3 protein-coding genes and 1 pseudogene are annotated in these 19,918 nt (G+C 76.1%); all 4 read right to left on the bottom strand.

Annotation, left to right across the window (positions count from 1 at the left end):
* The coding region (locus ACFT41_RS29605) for a type I polyketide synthase (protein WP_377614061.1) at positions 1–6,389 on the bottom strand (6,389 nt) is incomplete at its 3' end.
* Positions 6,390–6,416: 27 nt separating this feature from the next.
* A complete protein-coding gene (locus tag ACFT41_RS29600) occupies positions 6,417–16,769 on the bottom strand; it encodes a type I polyketide synthase (RefSeq protein WP_377614060.1) in 10,353 nt (3,450 codons plus the stop codon).
* 902 nt (positions 16,770–17,671) lie between these two features.
* Positions 17,672–18,680: pseudogene (locus ACFT41_RS29595) on the bottom strand (helix-turn-helix domain-containing protein).
* A 46-nt stretch (positions 18,681–18,726) separates the two neighbouring features.
* A complete protein-coding gene (locus ACFT41_RS29590) occupies positions 18,727–19,170 on the bottom strand; it encodes a hypothetical protein (RefSeq protein WP_377587985.1) in 444 nt (147 codons plus the stop codon).
* Positions 19,171–19,918 lie beyond the last annotated feature (748 nt).

Below are 19,918 nucleotides of genomic sequence, written 5' to 3'. Positions count from 1 at the left end.
CCGTGCGCCTCCACGGCGTCCACATCGGCGGCGGTGAGCCGGGCGTTGGCCAGGGCCTGCCGGATCACCCGCTGCTGCGATGGACCGTTCGGCGCCGTCAGCCCGTTCGACGCGCCGTCCTGGTTGACGGCGGTGCCGCGCACGATCGCGTAGACCCGCCGGCCGTCGCGCTGCGCGTCGGAGAGCCGCTGCACGAGCAGCACGCCGGCGCCCTCGCCCCAGCCGGTGCCGTCGGCGGCGGCGGCGAACGACTTGCACCGCCCGTCGGCCGACAGCCCGCGCTGCCGGGAGAACTCGACGAACGTGCCCGGGGTGGCCATCACCGTCACACCGCCGGCCAGGGCCAGGTCGCACTCGCCGCTGCGCAGCGCCTGCGCCGCCAGGTGCAACGCGACCAGCGACGACGAGCATGCCGTGTCCACGGTCACCGCCGGCCCCTCCAGGCCGAACGTGTACGCGACCCGCCCCGACAGCACGCTGCCGGAGGTGCCGGTGCCGATGTAGCCCTCCACCTCGGCCGGCAGGTCCATCAGCCGGGAGGCGTAGTCGTGGTACATGACGCCGGCGAAGACGCCGGTGCGGCTGCCGCGCAGCCGGTGCGGGTCGAGGCCGGCGGACTCGAACGTCTCCCACGACGTCTCCAGCAGCAGCCGCTGCTGCGGATCCATGGCGAGCGCCTCGCGGGGCGAGATGCCGAAGAAGGCGGGGTCGAACTCGGCCGCCCCGTAGAGGAAACCGCCGTGCCGGGTGTACGAGGTGCCGCTGTTGGCCGGGTCCGGGTCGAACAGGGTGTCCAGGTCCCAGCCCCGGTCGGCGGGGAACTCGCTGATCCCGTCGCCGCCGGTGGCCAGCAGTTCCCACAGCTGGTCCGGGTTGTCCGCGCCGCCGGGGAAGCGGCAGGCCAGGCCGACGATCGCGATCGGGTCGTCGAGGCCGGTGGCGGTGACCGCCTCGGCGGGGGTGACGGTGGCGGCCCTGGTGCCGGCGAGTTCCGCGTACACCTGGCCGGCGAGGATGCGCGGCGTCGGGTAGTCGAACACCAGCGTCGACGCCAGCCGCAGCCCGGTGGCCGCGTTGACCCGGTTACGCAGGTCCACCGCCGTCAACGAGTCGAACCCCAACTCCCGGAACGCCCGGTCCGCCGGCACCGCGTCCGCGCCGCTGTGCCCGAGCACCTGGGCGACGAGGCCCCGGACGAGGGCGTCGACCTGGTCGCGGGCGTCCTGCGGGTCCAGGCCGGCGATCCGGTCGGCCCAGTTGCCGTGGCCGGCCTGCCGGCGGGCGGTCACCGCGCCGAGCAGCACCCGCAGCAGCGACGGCACCCGGCCGGCGACGACCCGGGCCCGCATGGCCGGCACGTCGAGCACGGCCGGCACCAGGGCCGGCCGGCCCGCGGCGAGGGCGGCGTCGAACAGTTCGAGGCCGGTGGCGGCGCTCATCGCCGAGATGCCGGCGCGGGTCGATCGGGCCCGGTCGGCGTCGCCGACCGTCGCGGCCATCCCGGCGGTGTCCCACATGCCCCAGGCGAGGCTCGCGGCGGGCAGGCCGGCCTGGCGACGGTACGCCGCGAGGGCGTCCAGGAACGTGTTCGCCGCCGCGTACGCGGCCTGGCCGGGCGAGCCGAGCACCCCGGCGACGGAGGAGTACACGACGAACAGGTCGAGGTCCCGCCCGGCCGTCGCCTCGTGCAGGTGCCACGCGGCGGCGGCCTTCGGGGCGAGCACCCCGGCCAGCCGCTCGGCGCTGATCGCGGTGACCACGCCGTCGTCGAGGACGCCCGCCGTGTGCACCACGCCGGCCAGCCGGCCGCTGACCCCGGCGACCAGCGCGGCCACCCGGTCGCGGTCGGTGACGTCGGCGGCGACCACCTCGATCCGGGCACCCAGGTCGGCGAGCCGCCGCGCCAGCGCGTCCGCGCCGGGGGCCGCCGGGCCCTGCCGGGACACCAGCAGCAGGGACCGGGCCCCGTACGTGGTGACCAGGTGCTCGGCGACGAGCGCGCCGAGCGCGCCGGTGCCGCCGGTGACCAGGACGGTGCCGTCGCCGAGGGCGGCGGCCGGGGGGTCGGCCGGGGCGGCGGTGCGCACGAGGCGCGGCGTGAGCACGGCGTCACCGCGCAGCGCCACCTGCCCGCCGGTGCCGACGGGGTCGGCGGCCACCCCGGCGAGCACGGCCAGGGCGGCGGCGTCGGCGTCGGCGTCGGCGTCCAGGTCGGCGAGGACGATCCGGTCGGGGTGCTCGGACTGCGCCGAGCGCAGCAGGCCCCACACGGCGGCCCCGGCCAGGTCGGTCACCGGGTCGTCGCCGCGGGTGGCCACCGCGCCCCGGGTCAGCACGACCAGCCGGGTGTCGGCCAGCGCGTCGGCGGCCAGCCACGCCTGGACCACGCCGAGGACGTCGGCCGTGACCGCCCGGACGACGTCGGGCAGGCCGGCGGGCGGGGCAGCCGGAACGCCGGCGCGCTCGGCGTCGGGAAGATCGGCGACAGGGGTGGGAGACACCGGGAGCACGAGGGCGCGCGGCAGCCCCTCCCCCGCCTCGTCGGCGGCGGCCAGCACCGCCGCCACGTCCCCGAAGACGGGCAGGTCGACGGCGAACGCCGGGACGGCCGCGTCGGCGTCGGGCACCGGGCCGGTCCGGTCGGCGGAAAGCGCGCCCGGCCGGGCGGCGGCGAGCAACGCCCAGCCGGTGGGCTCCTCGGCGGGCGGCACGTCCTCGGCGGACTGCCAGACGACCTCGAACAGCGAGCGGGTGGCGACGCCGGGGGCGGTCAGGCCGGTCATCTCCCGCAGCGCGAGGGAGTCCACCGACACCACCGGCGCGCCCGCCCCGTCGGTGGCGACGAGCCGCACCGCCGAACCGTCGCGGGTCAGCCGTACCCGCAGCGCCGTCGCCCCGGACGCGTGCACCTGCACGCCGGAGAACGCGAACGGCACCCGGGGGCCGCCGCCGGCGTCGGCGAGCAGCGCCCCCACGGGATGCAGGGCGGCGTCCAGCAGCGCCGGGTGCACCCCGAACGCGGCGGCCTGGCCGGCCACCGCCTCGGGCAGGGCGACCTCGGCGTACACCTCGCCGTCGCCGGTCCACAGCCGGCGCAGCCCCCGGAACGCGGGCCCGTACGCCAGCCCGCGCCCGGCGAGCGCGTCGTACCATGGCGCGAGGTCGACCTCGGTGGCCGCGACGGGCGGCCACCCGCCGAGGGCGGGCTCGGCGGCGGCGGCCGGTTCCAGGACGCCCTCGGCGTGCCGGACCCAGCCGGCCTCCGGGTCCTCCTCGGACTGGGCGTGCACGGTCACCGCGCGGGCGCCGGTGTCGTCGGCGGCCCCGACGCGCACCTGCACGCGGACGCCGCCGGCCTCGGGCAGGGTCAGCGGGGTGGCGACGGTCAGCTCCCGCACCCGGGACGCGCCGACCTCGTCGCCGGCCCGCACGACCAGCTCGACCAGGGCCGCCCCGGGCACCACGACGACGCCGGAGACGGCGTGGTCGGCGAGCCAGCCGTGGGTGGCCAGGGACAGCCGGCCGGTGAGCAGCACCATGTCCTCGCCGGCCACGGAGACCGCCGCGCCGAGCAGCGGGTGCCCGGCCGCGCCGAGGCCGGCGCCGGAGACGTCGGCGATCCGGCCGGCCGGCTCCAGCCAGTACCGCTCGTGCGCGAACGCGTACGTGGGCAGGTCGACCCGGCGCGCCCCGGCGTCGGCGAACAGGGCGTCCCAGTCGACGGGCAGGCCGTCGGCGTGCAGCCGGGCCAGGGCCTCCAGCAGGGCGCGGGGCTCGGGGCGGTCCTTGCGGACCAGCGGCACGAGCACGGTGGCGGGGTCGGTGAGGCAGCTCTGCGCCATGGCGGTGAGGACCCCGTTGGGGCCCAGCTCGACGTACGTGCCGACGCCGGCCTCGGCGAGCCGGTCGACGGCGTCGGCGAAGCGGACCGCCTCGCGCACGTGCCGCACCCAGTAGTCGGGGCCGCACAGCAGCCCCGGTTCGGCGACCCGGCCGGTCAGGTTCGACACGATCGGCACGGTGGGCGGCCGGAACGTCAGCCCGGCGGCGACGGCGGCGAACTCGGCGAGCATCGGGTCCATCAGCTCGCTGTGGAACGCGTGGCTGACCCGCAGCCGGTGGATGGGGGTGCCCCGGTCGACCCAGTGGGCGGCCACCTCCTCGACGGCGGCGGCGTCGCCGGAGACGACCACGGCGGCGGGGCCGTTCACGGCGGCGACGCCGATCCGGCCGGCCACCCCGACGAGGGACTCGACCACGGACGCCTCGTCGGCGGCGACGGCGAGCATCGCCCCGCCGGCCGGCAGGGCCTGCATGAGCCGACCCCGGGCGGCGACGAGCTTCGCGGCGTCGGCGAGGGTGAGGACCCCGGCGACGTGCGCGGCGGCCAGCTCGCCGATGGAGTGGCCGACGAGGAAGTCGGGGGCGAGCCCGAACGACCCGGCGAGCCGGAACAGGGCCACCTCGACGGCGAACAGGCCGGCCTGGGTGAACACGGTCTGGTGCAGCAGGTCGGCCTCGGGCGTGCCGGCGTCGGCGAAGAGCACCTCGCGCAGCGGCCGGGGCAGGTGCGGGTCGAGCGCCGCGCACACCTCGTCGAGAGCGGCGGCGAACACCGGGTACGCCCCGGCCAGCTCGCGGCCCATGCCGGGGCGCTGGGCGCCCTGCCCGGAGAAGAGGAACGCGACCCGGCCCCGGGGCGCGGCGACGCCGGTGACGACCGGCGCGGCCGGCTCGTCGGCGGCGAGGGCGCGTAGCCCGGCGAGCAGCTCGGCGCGGTCGGCGGCGACGACGACGGCCCGCCGGTCCAGCCCGGCGCGGGCAAGCGAGGACGCGGCGACGTCGACGGGGCGGGCGGCGGGGTCGGCGTCGAGGTGGTCGGCCCAGCGGCGGGCCAGCGCGGCGAGGGACTCGGGGCTGCGGGCCGACAGCAGGACGGGCACCAGCGGCGGGACGACGGCCGGCGCGGCCGGGTCGGGTTCCTCGGCGGCGGGGGCCTGTTCGAGGATGACGTGCGCGTTGGTGCCGGAGATGCCGAACGACGACACGGCGGCCCGGCGCGGCCGGCCCACCTCGGGCCAGGGGCGGGGTTCGGTGAGCAGCGACACCGCCCCGGCGGCCCAGTCGATGTGCGCCGACGGCGCGTCGACGTGCAGGGTGACGGGAAGCCGGCCGTGCCGTAGCGCCTGCACCATCTTGATCAGCCCGGCGACGCCGGCGGCGGCCTGGGTGTGGCCGAGGTTGGACTTGACCGAGCCGAGCCACAGCGGCTGCGCCCCGGCCCGGTCCTGCCCGTACGTGGCGAGCAGCGCCTGCGCCTCGATGGGGTCGCCGAGGGTGGTGCCGGTGCCGTGCGCCTCGACGGCGTCCACGTCGGCGGGGGCGATCCGGGCGTTGGCGAGGGCCTGCCGGATGACCCGCTCCTGGGAGGGGCCGTTGGGCGTGGTGAGGCCGCTGCTGGCCCCGTCCTGGTTGACGGCGCTGCCCCGGATCACCGCGTAGACGCGGCGGCCGTCGCGCTGGGCGTCGGAGAGCCGCTGGAGCAGCAGCACGCCGACACCCTCGGCCCAGCCGGTGCCGTCGGCGGCGGCGGCGAACGACTTGCACCGCCCGTCGGGGGCGAGGCCGCGCTGCCGGGAGAACTCGGCGAACACGCCGGGGGTGGACAGCACGGTGACGCCGCCGGCCAGGGCCAGGTCGCAGTCGCGCTGGCGCAGCGCCTGCACGGCGAGGTGCACGGCGACCAGCGACGACGAGCAGGCGGTGTCGACGGTGACGGCGGGCCCCTCCAGCCCGTACGTGTAGGCGACCCGGCCGGAGACGAGGCTGCCGGAGTTGCCGGTGCCGAGATACCCCTCGACGCCCTCGGGCAGGTCCAGCACCCGGGACGCGTAGTCGTGGTACATCACGCCGGCGAAGACGCCGGTGCGGCTGCCGCGCAGCCGCTGCGGGTCCAGGTCGGCGGACTCGAACGCCTCCCACGCGCTCTCCAGCAGCAGCCGCTGCTGCGGGTCCATGGCCAGGGCCTCGCGGGGGCTGATGCCGAAGAAGCCGGGGTCGAACTCGGTGGCGTCGTAGAGGAAACCACCCTGGTCGGTGTACGAGGTGCCCGGGTTGTCCGGGTCGACGTGGAACAGCCGTTCCAGGTCCCAGCCCCGGTCGGTGGGGAAGTCGCCCAGCCCCTCCCGGCCGGCGTCGACGAGGTCCCACAGGTCGTCCGGGCCGCGTACGCCGCCGGGGAACCGGCAGGCCATGCCCACGACGGCCATCGGCTCGCGGTCCTTCGCCTCCACCTCGCGCACCCGCCGCCGCGCCTCGCGCAGGTCGGCCGTGGCGCGCCGGAGGTAGTCGAGGAACTCCGCCTCAGTGGGCATCGGGCCACTCCGTATCGGGATCAGACGTCCGGGGCATCCGGGTCAGGCCGTTCCGAGCTCGTCGTCGAGCAGGTGGAATATCTCCTCCGCAGTGGCGGAGGCGAGGCCGTCGTCGCCGGCGGTGGTGTCGTCGGCGGCGTCGGCCTCGGCGTGCGTCCACGCCGACAGCAGCTCCCGCAGTCGGGCGGCGACGGCGGCGCGGTCGGTGTCGACGGCGGCGACGGCCCGCATGACGGTTTCCAACTTGCTCAGCTCACCGAGCACCGACAGCGCGGAGGTGCTGCGCTCGGCGAGCAGCGCGCCGCGCAGGTGGCCGACGAGGGAGGTGGTGGTGGGCCGGTCGTAGACGAGGGTGGACGGCAGCCGCAGCCCCGTGGCGGCGGTGAGCCGGTTGCGGAACTCCACCGCCGTCAGCGAGTCGAAGCCCAGTTCCACGAAGCCCTTGTCGGCGTCGACGTCGCGCAGCGACGCGTACCCGAGGACCGCCGCCGCGTGGGTGCGGACCAGGTCGGACAACACCCGGTCGCGTTCGGCCTCCGGGGTGCCGGCGAGGGTGTCGCGCAGCGCCGCCGCCGCGTCGGCGGCCGGGACCGCCGCCGGTGCCGCCGCGCCGGCCGGGCGGACCAGGCCGCGCAGCAGCCGGGGCAGCGCCGGCCCGAGCCGGCCGAGCACCCCGAGGTCCAGGGCGACGGGCACGACCACCGGGTCGCCGTGACGCAGCCCTTCGGTGAACAGCGCCATGCCCTCGTCGGCGTCGAGCGGGCGGAAGCCGCCCCGGCTCATCCGCCGCTCGTCGACGTGGCCGGGCCCAGCGCCGGGCAGGTCCGGGTTGGCCCACGGCCCCCACGCCATCGACGTGCCGGTGAGCCCGCGCGAGCGCCGGTGCTGGGCGAGCGCGTCGAGGAAGGCGTTCGCGGCGGCGTGGTTGGCCTGGCCGGGGCCGCCGAACAGCCCGGACGCGGACGAGAACAGCACGAACGCGGCGAGGTCCAGCTTCTCGGTCAGCTCGTGCAGGTGCCAGGCGGCGTCGACCTTCGGCCCGAGGACGGCGTCGAGGCGGGCCGGGGTGAGCGCCGGCAGCACCCCGTCGTCGAGGACCCCGGCGGCGTGCACGACGCCGACGAGGGGCCGGTCGGCGGGGACCTCGTCGAGCAGCACGGCGAGCGCGTCGCGGTCGGTGACGTCGGCGGCGACCACCTGCACGGCGACGCCGAGGCCGGTCAGCTCGGCGACGAGGTCGGCCGCGCCGGGAGCGCCGGGGCCGCTGCGGCTGACCAGCAGCAACCGGCGTACCCCGTGCCGGGTGGCCAGGTGCCGGGCGACGAGCCGGCCGAGCGCGCCGGTCGCGCCGGTGACCAGGACGGTGCCGGCGGACAGGTCGGGGGCCGCCGCGTCCGGCGCCGGCGGGCCGAGCCGGGCCAGCCGGGGCGCGCGGAGCTGCCCGGCGCGGACGGCGAGCTGCGGCTCGCCGGTGGCCAGGGCCGCCGGCAGAGCCGCCGCCGACCGGGGGTCGTCGTCGAGGTCGAGCAGGACGATGCGGCCCGGGTGCTCCGACTGGGCGGAGCGCACGAGGCCCCACACGGTGGCCGCGGGCAGGTCGGTGAGCCGGTCGTCGGCATCGACGGCGACCGCGCCCCGGGTGACGACGACGAGCCGGGCCGACTCCAGCTCCGGCCGGGCCAGCCAGTCCTGCGCCAAGGCGAGGGTCTCGTGGGCGGCCAGGTGCGCGGCCCGCGCCGGGCTCGGCTCGTCGGCGCGCTGCCCGGTCACGGCGGCGAGCACCGCGCCGGGCCGGGCCGCGCCGCCGGTCACGGCCGCGACCAGGTCGTCCAGGCTCGGGTACGCCTCGACGACGCCCGGCCACCCGTCGCTCCCTTCGGAGGCTTCGGCGACGGCCGGGCTGAGCACGGCCAGCACGGCGGGCTGGTCGGCGGCCGGTTCCGGGGTGACCCAGTCGAGGCGGTGCAGGGACCGGTTGGTGGTGCGGCGGGCGGCGCTGAGCTGGTCGGCGCTGATCGGCCGCAGCACGAGGGCGTCGAGGGAGGCGACGGGCACGCCGCCGGTGTCGGTGACGGTGGCGGCCACCGACCCGTCGGCGGCGGTGAGCCGCACGCGCAGTTCCCTGGCCCGGGTGGGCGCGATCGCCACCCCGGTCCAGGAGAACGGCAGCCCCGGCTGCGCGCCACGGCTCCCGGCGTCGCTGCCGGCGTTCCTCTCGGTGCTGTCGGTGCTGTCGGCGTCGGTGCCGGCGGCGCTGTCGGTGCTGTCGGCGGTCTCGCCGTCGGTCCCGGCGCGGCCGAGGGCGCTCGCGCCGATGGCGTGCAGGGCGGCGTCGAGCAGGGCCGGGTGCACGGAGAACGGGGCGGAGTCGGCGGGCGCGGCGGCGTCGAGGGACACCTCGGCGAGGAGGTCGCCGCCGTGCCGCCAGGCGGCCCGCAGAGCCCGGAACACGGGGCCGTACTGGTAGCCCTGCTCGGCGAGGTGCGGATACAGGGCGTCGAGGGCGATCGGTTCCGCCCCGGGCGGGGGCCACGCGCCGGCCGGCGCGGCGACGACGGGCCGGGTGGGGGCGAGCAGGCCGTGGGCGTGCCGCTGCCACTGCCGGACGGCTGTGGTCCCCGGCTGGTCGCCGCCGTCGCCGACGGACGGGTGGACCTCGCCGACGGACGAGTGGACGGAGACGGGCCGCTGGCCGTCCTCGCCGGCCGCGCCGACGCGGACCCGCAGGTCCACGCTCCCCTCCTCCGGCACGGCGAGCGGGGCTTCCAGAACGAGTTCGGTCACGTGGGCGGCGTCGACGTGCCGGCCGCTGAACGAGGCCAGCTCGACCAGCGCGGTGCCGGGCAGCAGGACGGTGCCCAGCACGGCGTGGTCGGCGAGCCACGGGTGGGTGGCCAGGGAGATCCGGCCGGTGAGCAGCAGCCCCTCGTCGCCGGGCAGGTCGGCCACGACGCCAAGTAGCGGGTGCTCGGCGGCGTCGAGGCCGACCGACGGCAACCCGGCCAGGCTCGCGCCGGTGCCCTGCAACCAGTAGCGGTCCCGGGCGAACGGGTAGGTGGGCAGGTCGACGGTGCCGGTCCCGGCGAGGACCCTGGTCAGGTCGACGGGCAGGCCGATCGCGTGGGCGGTGGCCAGGTTCGTCAACAGCCGGGTCGGGTCGTCGTCACCCCGGCGCAGACTCCCCAGCGTATGCCCGGCGACCCCGGCGTCGTCGAGGATCGCCGTCACCGGCATCGTCAACACCGGATGCGGGCTGACCTCCACGAACGTCGAATGACCGGCCGTCACGGCGACGCGGACGGCGGCGTCGAACTGGACGGTCTGCCGCAGGTTGTCGTACCAGTAGTCGGCAGTCATGCTCTCCGGGTCGACCCAGTCGCCGGTCAGCGTCGACACGAGCCGAACCCGGCCCGGCTGCGGGGCGACGTCGGCCAGGTCCGAACGGAGTTGTTCCGCCACGTCCTGCACCGACGGGGAATGCGACGCGTAGTCCACCGGAATCAACCGCGCCCGCACCCCGTCGGACTGACACGCGTCGACCAGGTCCGCTACCGGCTGCGGCGGCCCGGACAGGACCACGGTGCCCGGCCCGTTCACGGCCGCGACGCCAACACCCGGGAACGCGGCAAGTCGTTCAGTGACCGCCTCGACGGACAGGTCCACCGACGCCATCGCCCCACTACCCCGCAACACCGCCAGAGCCCGCGACCGCAACGCCACCGTCCGCGCCGCATCCTCCAGCGACAGAATCCCCGCCACACACGCCGCACCGATCTCACCCTGCGAATGCCCGATCACCGCCTGCGGGGACACACCCACGTGCTCCCACACCGCAGCCAGGGCGATGCCTACGGCCCACAGGACCGGCTGCACCACCTCCACCCGCGCCAACCACGACTCGTCATCGCCGGTCAACACGGACACAAGGTCGACGTCCAGGTAGGGAGCCAGGGCCCGCTGACCCTCGGCAAGCTTCGCGTCGAACACCGGCGCACGACCGACCAGACCGGCGGCCATCCCCACCGACTGCGCGCCCTGCCCCGGGAACACGAACACCGGCCCGGAACCCTGACCCGACGCCACACCCGACACCACGTTGCCCGCCGGCAGGCCACTCGCCAGGGCGTCCAACCCCGACAGCAGCTCCGCCACGCCCGACCCGACCACCGACGCCCGCTGATCGAACACCGACCGCGTCGTGGCGAGGGACCAGGCCAGCGCGGCAGGGTCGAGGCCGTCGCGCTCCCGGACGTGGCGGGCCAGGCGGGCGGCCTGGTCACGGAGCGCCGCCGTGGACCGGGCGGACACCGGCCAGACGAGGGCCGCCGAGGCGACGAGTCCCGGCGAGCGGGCTTCGGCCGGGGCGTCGGCGGGCTCCGCCGGTTGTTCGAGGATCACATGCGCGTTGGTGCCGGACATCCCGAACGACGACACCGCCGCCCGACGGGGCCGGTCCACCACCGGCCACGGACGGGACTCGATCACCAGCTCCACCGCACCCGCCGACCAGTCGATGTGCGGCGACGGCTCATCCACGTGCAGCGTCGCCGGCACCACCCCGTACCGCATCGCCTGCACCACCTTGATCACCCCCGCCACCCCCGCCGCCGCCTGCGCATGCCCGATGTTCGACTTGATCGACCCGAGCAGCAGGGGGGTTTCGCGGCCCTGCCCATAGGTGGCCAGCAGTGCCTGCGCCTCGATCGGATCGCCCAGAGTCGTGCCGGTCCCGTGCGCCTCCACCACATCCACGTCCACAGTGGACAACCGCGAGGTGGCCAGGGCCTGCCGAATCACCCGCTGCTGCGACGGACCATTCGGCGCCGTCAACCCGTTCGACGCGCCGTCCTGGTTCACCGCGCTGCCGCGCACCACCGCCAGAACCCGGTGCCCGTTGCGGCGGGCGTCGGACAGCAGCTCGACGAGGAGCATGCCGACGCCCTCGGCCCAGCCCGTCCCGTCGGCTGCGGCGGCGAACGACTTGCACCGGCCGTCGGCGGCGAGGCCCTGCTGGCGGGAGAACTCGGCGAACGTGCCGGGGGTGGCCATCACGGTGACGCCGCCGGCCAGCGCGAGATCGCACTCGCCCCGGCGCAGCGCCTCGCCGGCCAGGTGCAGCGCGACCAGCGACGACGAGCAGGCGGTGTCGACGGTGACGGCCGGCCCCTCCAGCCCGAGGGTGTACGCGACCCGGCCGGAGATGATGCTGTGGGCGGCTCCGGTCATCAGGTATCCCTCGGTGCCCTCGGGCACCTCGGTGAGCCCGGTCCCGTAGCCGGAGGTGGACGCGCCGACGAACACGCCGGTGCGGCTGCCCTTCAGTGCGCCGGGGTGGAGTCCGGCCCGCTCCAGGACCTCCCAGGACGCCTCCAGGGTGAGCCGCTGCTGCGGGTCCATGGCGAGGGCCTCGCGGGGCGAGATGCCGAAGAACGCGGGGTCGAAGCCGGTGACGTCGTAGAGGAAGCCGCCGGCCGGGGCGTACCCGCTGTCCGGGGTGGTGGTGGCCCAGCCCCGGTCGGTGGGGAAGTCGCCGATGGCGTCGACGCCAACGGCGACGAGTCGCCACAGCTCCTCGGGGCCCCGGGCGTCGCCGGGGTAGCGGCAGGCCATGCCGACGATGGCGATGAGTTCGTCGGTGGCGGCGGTCACGACGGCCTCGGCGGGCGCGGCGGCGACGGACCCGAATGCGATCTCGCGCAGGTGCCGGGCCAGGTCGGCGGGGGTCGGATAGTCGAAGACGAGGGTGGCCGGCAGGCGCAGCCCGGTGACCTCGTTGAGCCGGGTACGCAGGTCCACGGCGGTGAGCGAGTCGAAGCCGAGGTCGGCGAACGGCCGGCCGCGCAGGTCGTCGGCGGTGGCGTGGCCGAGGACGCGGGCGGTCTGCGCGTTGACGAGGCCGAGCAGTTCGCGTTCCTGCTCGGCCTCGGGCAGGTCGGCGAGGTGACGCAGGGCGTCGGCGACGCCGGCCGGCGCGGCGGCGGCTTCGGCGTCGGCTTCGGCGAGGGCCCGCACCTGGGGCAGCTCGGACAGCAGCGGGCTGGGCCGGGTGAGGGTGAACGCCGGGTGGAAGCGGCCCCAGTCGACGTCGGCGACGGTGACGCAGGGGGTGGGGCGGCGCACCGCCCGGTCGAGGGCGACGAGGGCGTGCTGCGGGGCGATGGTGGGCAGGCCCATCCGGTGCAGCGCCTCGGTGGCGGTGTTCTTGGCGGCCATGCCGTCGGCCCCGCCCCACGCGGTCCAGGACACGGCGGTGGCGGCGAGGCCCCGGTCGCGGCGGTGCACGGCGAGCGCGTCGAGCAGCGAGTTGCCGGCCCCGTACGCGCACTGGCCCGCGCTGCCCCACACGCCGGAGATGGAGGAGAACAGCAGGAACGCGGTCAGGGGCCGGTCGGCGAGGCAGTCGTGCAGGTGCAGCGCGCCGAGCACCTTGCCGGCGACGACGTGGGAGAACTCGTCGAGGGTGGTGCCGGTGAGCGGGGTGAGCTGGTCGGTTCCGGCGGCATGCACCACGGCGGTCAGGTCAGGCAGCGTGTCCAGCAGCGCGGCGACGGCGTCCCGGTCGGTCACGTCGCAGGCGGCGGCGGTGACCCGCCCGTCGTCGGCGTACCCGTCGAGGAGGCCGGGGGTGGCGGCGCCGCGCCGGCCGACGAGGACGACCCGGCGGGCCCCCTTGTCGAGCAGCCAGCGGGTGACGTGGCCGCCGAGCGCGCCCGTACCGCCGGTGACCAGGACGGTGCCGTCGGCCCACCAGTCGGCGGCGGGCCGGTCGGGGGCGGCGGCCGGGGCGAGCCGGCGGCCCCAGACCCCGCCGGGGCGGACGGCGACCTGGTCCTCGCCGCTGCCGCCTGCGAGGACGGCGGCGAGCCGGCGCAGCACGCTCTCGTCGGGGGCGGCCGGCACGTCGACGAGGCCGCCCCAGCGGTGCGGCTGCTCGACGGCGGCGGCCCGGCCGAGACCCCACACCAGGGTCTGGAGGGGATGGTCGACCCGGTCGGCGGGGCCGGCCTTGACGGCCCCGCTGGTGACGCACCAGACGGGGACAGTGAGGTCGAGGTCCGTGAGGGCCTGGAGCAGGACGAGGGTGGTGGCGGCGGCGACGCTCGTCCCGGGGTGGGCGGGCAGCAGCGCGTCCTGGCCGGCGACGAGGTGCAGCACCCCGGCGACGGGCGCGTCGCCGACGGCGGCGCGCAGCCGGTCGGCGAGCGCGGCCCGGTCGAGGTCGTCGGCCCCGACGCGCAGGGTCGCCGGTTCGTCGCCGCCGGCCCGCAGCAGGTCGACGAGGCCGTCGGCCCAGGCGGGCTCGGCGTCGGCGGGCAGCACGAGCAGCCAGCGGCCCGCCGGCCGGTCACCCTCGGCGACCGGCACGGGCTTCCACACCACCTGGTACGACCAGCCGTCCGCCACGCCTGAGTCGTGCCGGTCGCGTCGCCAGGCGGCGAGGACGGGCAGCGCGGGCAGCAGGGTGTCCACGGGGTCGGCGGCGCCGGCCGGGGCGGTGCCGAGCTGGTCGCGCAGCGCGTCGACGTCGGCCCGTTCGACGGCCGCCCAGAACGCGGCGTCGGCGGTGGACTCCGCGCCGGCGGGGGCGGGCAGGGCCGTCAGGTCGGGCCAGTAGCGCTCGCGGTGGAACGCGTACCCGGGCAGCCGGACCCGGCGGGGGTCGGCACCGGCGAACAGTTCCCGCCAGCCGACGGGCACGCCGGCAACGTGCAGCTCGGCGAGCGCGGTGAGCAGGGACGCCGGCTCAGGGCGGTCGCGGCGCAGCAGCGCCACGGCGGCGGTGGGGTCGGCGTCGGGCCCGAGGGTGTCCCGGGTCAGGGCGGTGAGCACCCCGCTGGGGCCGACCTCGAGGTACGTGCCGACGCCGTGGGCGCGCAGCCGGTCGACGCCGGCGGCGAACCGGACGGCCTCGCGGACGTGCCGCACCCAGTAGTCGGGGGTGCGCAGCGCCTCCGGGTCGGCGAGGTCACCGGTCAGGTTCGACACGATCGGCAGGGTCGGCGCGCGCAGGTCGAGGCCGGCGACGACGGCCGCGAACCCGGCGAGCATCGGCTCCATGAGCGGGCTGTGGAACGCGTGGCTGACCTTCAGCCGCTTGGTCTGCACCTCCCGGGCGGCCCACAGCCCGGCCACCTCGTCAATGGCCGCCTCGGCACCGGAGACGACCACGGCGGCGGGGCCGTTGACGGCGGCGATCCCGATGGAGTCGGTCAGCCCGTCCAACGACTCGACCACGTCCGCCTCGGACGCGGCGACGGCGAGCATCGCCCCGCCGGCCGGCAGGGCCTGCATCAGCCGTCCCCGTGCCGCGACCAGCTTCGCGGCGTCGTCGAGGGTGAACACCCCGGCGACGTGCGCGGCGACGATCTCGCCGATGGAGTGGCCGATCAGCACGTCGGGGGTGACGCCCCAGGACGTCAGCAGCCGGTGCAGGGCCACCTCGACGGCGAACAGGCCGGCCTGGGTGAACACGGTCTGGTCGAGCAGCGCGGCGTCGGCGGTGCCGGCCTCGGCGAACAGGACGGTCTTCAGCGGCTTCGGCAGCAGGGGATCGAGGTGCGCGCACACCTCGTCGAGAGCGGCGGCGAACACCGGGAACGCCTCGGCCAGCTCCCGGCCCATCCCGGCACGCTGGGCCCCCTGCCCGGAGAACAGGAACGCGAGCTGCCCGCCGCGCGGCCCGCCGGTAACGAGGCCGGGGGCGGTGTCGCCGGCGGCGAGCGTACGCAGGTCGCGCAGCAGGCCGGCGCGGTCGGCGGCGAGAACGACGGCCCGGTGTTCCAGGGCACCCCGGGTGGTGACCGACGACCAGCCGAGGTCGGTCAGCCGGGCCCCGGAGGCGTCGGGGTCGGCGTCGAGCCAGTCGGCCCAGCGGCGGGCCTGGGCGGCCAGTCCGGCGGCGTCCCGGGCGGACAGCAGCACCGGTACGCGGCCGGCGGCCGTCACCGGGGCGGGGCCGGCCGCCTGTGCGGGGGCCTCGGCGGGCGCGGGCGTGGGGGCCGGCGTCTCCGCCGGGGCCTCCTCGATGATCACGTGGGCGTTGGTGCCGCTCATCCCGAACGAGGAGACGCCCGCGCGGCGGGGCTGCTCCCCCGCCGGCCAGGGCTGCGCCTCGGTGAGCAGTTCGACCGCGCCGGCCGTCCAGTCGACGTGCGGGGTGGGCTCGTCGACGTGCAGGGTGGCCGGCAGGCTGCCGTGGCGCAGGGCCATCACCATCTTGATGACCCCGGCGACGCCGGCGGCGGCCTGGGTGTGGCCGATGTTCGACTTGACCGAGCCGAGCCGCAGCGGCCGGTCCGCCGGACGGCCCTGCCCATAGGTGGCGAGCAGGGCGGTGGCCTCGATCGGGTCGCCGAGGCTGGTGCCGGTGCCGTGGGCCTCGACGGCGTCCACGTCGGCGGGGGTGAGCCGCGCGCCGGCCAGCGCCTGGAGCACCACCCGCTGCTGGGCGGGGCCGTTGGGGGCGGTCAGCCCGTTGGACGCGCCGTCCTGGTTGACGGCGCTGCCCCGCACGATCGCGAGGACGGGGTGGCCGTTGCGGCGGGCGTCGCTGAGCCGCTCGACGAGCAGCACGCCGACGCCCTCGCCCCAGGCGGTGCCGTCGGCGGCCCCCGCGAACGCCTTGACCCGGCCGTCGAAGGCGAGGCCACGCTGCCGGGAGAAGCCGACGAACGCGGCCGGGGTGGACATGACGGTCGCGCCGCCGGCCAGCGCGAGGGTGCACTCGCCCTGCCGCAGGGCGTGGCAGGCCAGGTGCAGCGCCACCAGCGACGACGAGCAGGCGGTGTCGACGGAGACGGCGGGGCCCTCCACGCCGAGCACGTACGAGATCCGGCCGGAGACGACGCTGGCGGCGGTGCCGGTGAGGACGTACCCCTCGACGCCGGGCGGGGGCGACTGGAGCAGCGCCGCGTAGTCCTGGCCGGTGGTGCTGGCGAAGACGCCGACCTGGTGACCGCGCAGCGTCGCCGGGTCGACTCCGGCGTGCTCGAACGCCTCCCAGGAGGTCTCCAGCAGCAGCCGCTGCTGCGGGTCCATGCCCAGCGCCTCGCGCGGGGAGATGCCGAAGAAGCCGGCGTCGAACTCGGTGGCCGAGTCGAGGAACCCGCCCTGCCCCACGTACGAGGTGCCGGGGTGGTCGGGGTCGGGGTGGACGAGCCGGTCGACGTCCCAGCCCCGGTCGGCGGGGAAGTCGGAGATGGCGTCGCGGCCGTCGGCGACGAGCCGCCACAGCTCCTCGGGGGAGCGCACGCCGCCCGGGAACCGGCACCCGATGCCGACGATGGCGATGGGCTCCCGGCTGGCCGCCTCCAGCTCCCCGAGTTTCCGCTTCGTCTGGTGAAGATCCGCGGTCACCCATTTCAGGTATTCCCGGAGAGTGTCCTCAGTCGCCATTGCCGCCACCTCTTCGGGCCGGAAAAACCAGGCGGCCCACTACCGTCCACGGACGCCTCAAGCCGCAAAAACCAGAGCCCACTAACCGACCAGAAATTGCCAGACAAACAGCACTACAGCGCAGACCAGGCACTACGTACCGGAGGAAGGTATTTGGCCCCGGACGGCGCTGCCAACCCCTAGCGGGCCCCTACCACTGCCCCTAGGAGCAGGGCCGCAGGCTGGGACAAGGTGTCCGCAGGACGGGTGCCCGCCGGTGCCCGTCGACCGGCGGCCGGGCTGGTGCGAGACCCACTCCGGCCCGCTTCGCCGGTTTCGTCGGCAGAACGCGCCCGCCGACATTTTTCACTGCGGCACAGTGAACCATTCTCATTGTTCGTGGCGGTTGGCTTCGACGTGGTGCAGGACGAGGATGGCCTGCACCCCCAGGGCCTCGGCAAAGTCGCGGCCTACCGAAGCCCTGACTCACGCCCGGAGTCCGATTGCGGCGACCTCAATGGTGCTGTCGGCTCCACCCAGGCGACATGCCCTTCGGCTCCTACGGAGCTGCCCCGTCTACGCGCCCACCTCGGCACCCCACGCTCCCGCACCTGACACTCCCGCACTCCGGTAGCACAAACGGGGCAGCTCCGTAGGAGCCGCAGGAAGGCAGGCCGCCCCGGCGGAAGACGCCCATGGAAACCCGTCCCGTCGCACCGGCCTCCGCCGCCGGCCTTGCCGACCCTGCCCCCATCCACCGGCCGGCACTCTCCTTGCCTGTCCGTGGTCTCGTGCCCATCGCTCCAGTAGCCGGTAGGGGTGTGTCAGGCGTCGGGAGCCGCGCCAGCACCTCGGCTGGTGCGGGCTCGACGGCAGGGCCTCGGGGCGCGGTGTTGGGCACTGACGGGGGCCCGTCCGGCCCGTCACCCGATCCCAAGGGCCGTGGCGATCCGGGCCACGTCCGCCGGCACCGGTTCGTGGCGCGTCAGGTCGGTGAGCAGCGTACGGGCCACCGGCCGTAACCGGACCTCGGCCGGTGCGGTCCGGTCCGCGTCGACCAGGGCGCGTCCGGCGGCGAGCGGGTCGCCGGCCCGGAGGTGTCCTCGGCTGGCATCGAGCAGGTACGCCGCCCGGTGCTCGGCGGGCAACCGTCGCCAGTGGTCCGCGCCGACGACCCGTTCGTGCAGGATCACCGCCTCGCCGCCGTTGCCCAGTTCGACGGCGGCGGCGACCCGGGCCATCCGCACCGCCGTGGGGCCGAAACCGGTCCAGTGCCGGTCGTGATCCTCGCCGGTCTCGCCTGTCTTGTCGGCGATCCGGGCCGCCTGGTCGACCAGTTCCTCCGCGCCGCGTTCGTCGCCGGCTCCGGCGGCGGCCAGGGCGGCCTGGAGCTGCCGTCGCCACCAGCAGCGGATCGCCGGCGGCCACGGACATGGCTCGGTCGGCGGCCAGCCAGCCGAGGTCGCCCACGCCGAGCTTCACCAACACCGACGACGTGATCCGGTACGCCTGCACCAGCAGCTCCGCAGCTCCGTCGCCGTGGGCGGCGTGGGCGTGTCGGGTGTCGCCGAGCAGCTCCGGCAGGATCCGCAGCAGTTGGGGATAGTCGGCGTGCTGGTAGGTCAGCCAGGCGTGCCGTACCCGCTGGTCCAGCTCGCCGACCGGCGGTGCCGCCCGCTGCGCCTGCGGCCCGGCCAGCGCGGCGTCGTAGCGGTCGAGGGCGGCGCGTACCCCGTCGACGCCCTGCGCGGCGGCGCGGGCCGCCGGCGACGGGAGGGCGTCGCGGCCGAGCAGCGTCACCGGGTCGACGCGCAGCGCGGCGGCGAGTTCCTGGATCACGGTGTACCGGTCGAGGGCGCGGACCCCCCGCTCGACCTTGTCGACCCAGCTCTTCGACTTGCCGAGCCGGTCGGCGAGCATCTGCTGCATCATCCGCCGCCGGACCCGCAGCCGCGCGACCCGGCGTCCGATCGGCGCCTCACGGCTGGTCACGACGCCCCCGCCCGCCGGGTACGGCCCGGGTGCTCTCCATCTCCGCCTGGGCGTCCGGAAGGTACGAGGTCAGATAGCGGACAAGGGTCCGGATGTTGCACTGGCACAGCTCCTTGAGCTGGCGCTTACGGGCCAGGCACGGCCACGGGCCGCCGCAGACCAGGCAGTTCCAGTCCGGCCGCGACGGGCCGTGCAGCGCCGGGTAGTCAGTCATCGCCCGGCCCCTCTCCGGGCCGACGGTGACAGCCCTGCCGGCGGGGCGAGTAGGGCGGCCACAGGGCGGGCGTCGGTATTCGCCCCGGGGCCGCCGCGCCGAGGGGTCGGGCCGCCAGCGCTCCGCGCGGAGTTCCGCTGCGGCCTCCCGGTGGCGGCGGGCTTCGTCCTGGGCGGCGACGATCTCCCGGTAGAGGGCGTCCAGGTCGGCCTCCAACCGGCGCAGGAACCTGCGGACCGCCTCAGGGTCGAAGCCGCGCCGACCGAACCGGGTCAGCGGGCAGTCCTGCCACCGGACGTCGGCGGGGTCAGCAGGTTCCGGCGGGACTGCTCCATTGCTGATCTTGTGGTGAGTGAGGACCTTGCCGACCTAGACTTCCCTTCGTGCCATACGAGCAGGCTGAGTACCGCCGCATCGCTGACGGCATCGCCGGGCAGATCAAGCTTGGTGTATGGCAAGCAGGGCAAGGGCGTTTTCGTGGCTGAGGCCGAGTAGCCACAACGGCGGCCGGACGGGCCAAGCCGGACGCTTTCGACCCAGGTCCACTCATCATGTGGCGGTTGCCGGGAGAAACCCGACCTTGGGATGGGCCCCCTCTTCGTGCGGCTCGTCGCCGTCATCGACGTGATGGTGGGTCTCGATCACCGGGCGCGAGCGCAGGTGACGGCCAACGCCTGTTTCCCAGCGTCGCGAGCGACGACGAGCGGGAACCGAAGCGAATCTTGGAAGATTCCGGCCCCCAGAGGGGCCCTCAACTTCCAAGATCTCCAAATTCTGGGAGCGGCCGGATAGTGGCGGGACAGGTGGAGCCGGGGAACGCCGCCGGCCGGCTCGGCGCGGGCAAAATCGTGCTCGATCCCGGAAGAAGTGGGCGAGTTCAGTCAGTCGTAGCACTTGATCTTGGTGGTTCGGTGGGACAGGATGCCCGCCGTGCGCAACATGCTGACGTTGGCTGATCGTGAAG

Origin of the sequence: Micromonospora sp. NPDC057141 (assembly GCF_042670805.1) — a bacterium.
Classification (GTDB): Bacteria; Actinomycetota; Actinomycetes; order Mycobacteriales; family Micromonosporaceae; genus Micromonospora.
The sequence above is the reverse complement of the archived record's forward strand: the minus strand, read 5'-3'. Positions and strand labels throughout refer to the sequence as shown.

What these genes read in the sequence shown, in the direction of transcription:
- ACFT41_RS29600 (WP_377614060.1), bottom strand. Translation starts at nt 16,769, where the DNA reads ATGGCGACTGAGGACACTCTCCGGGAATACCTGAAATGGGTGACCGCG.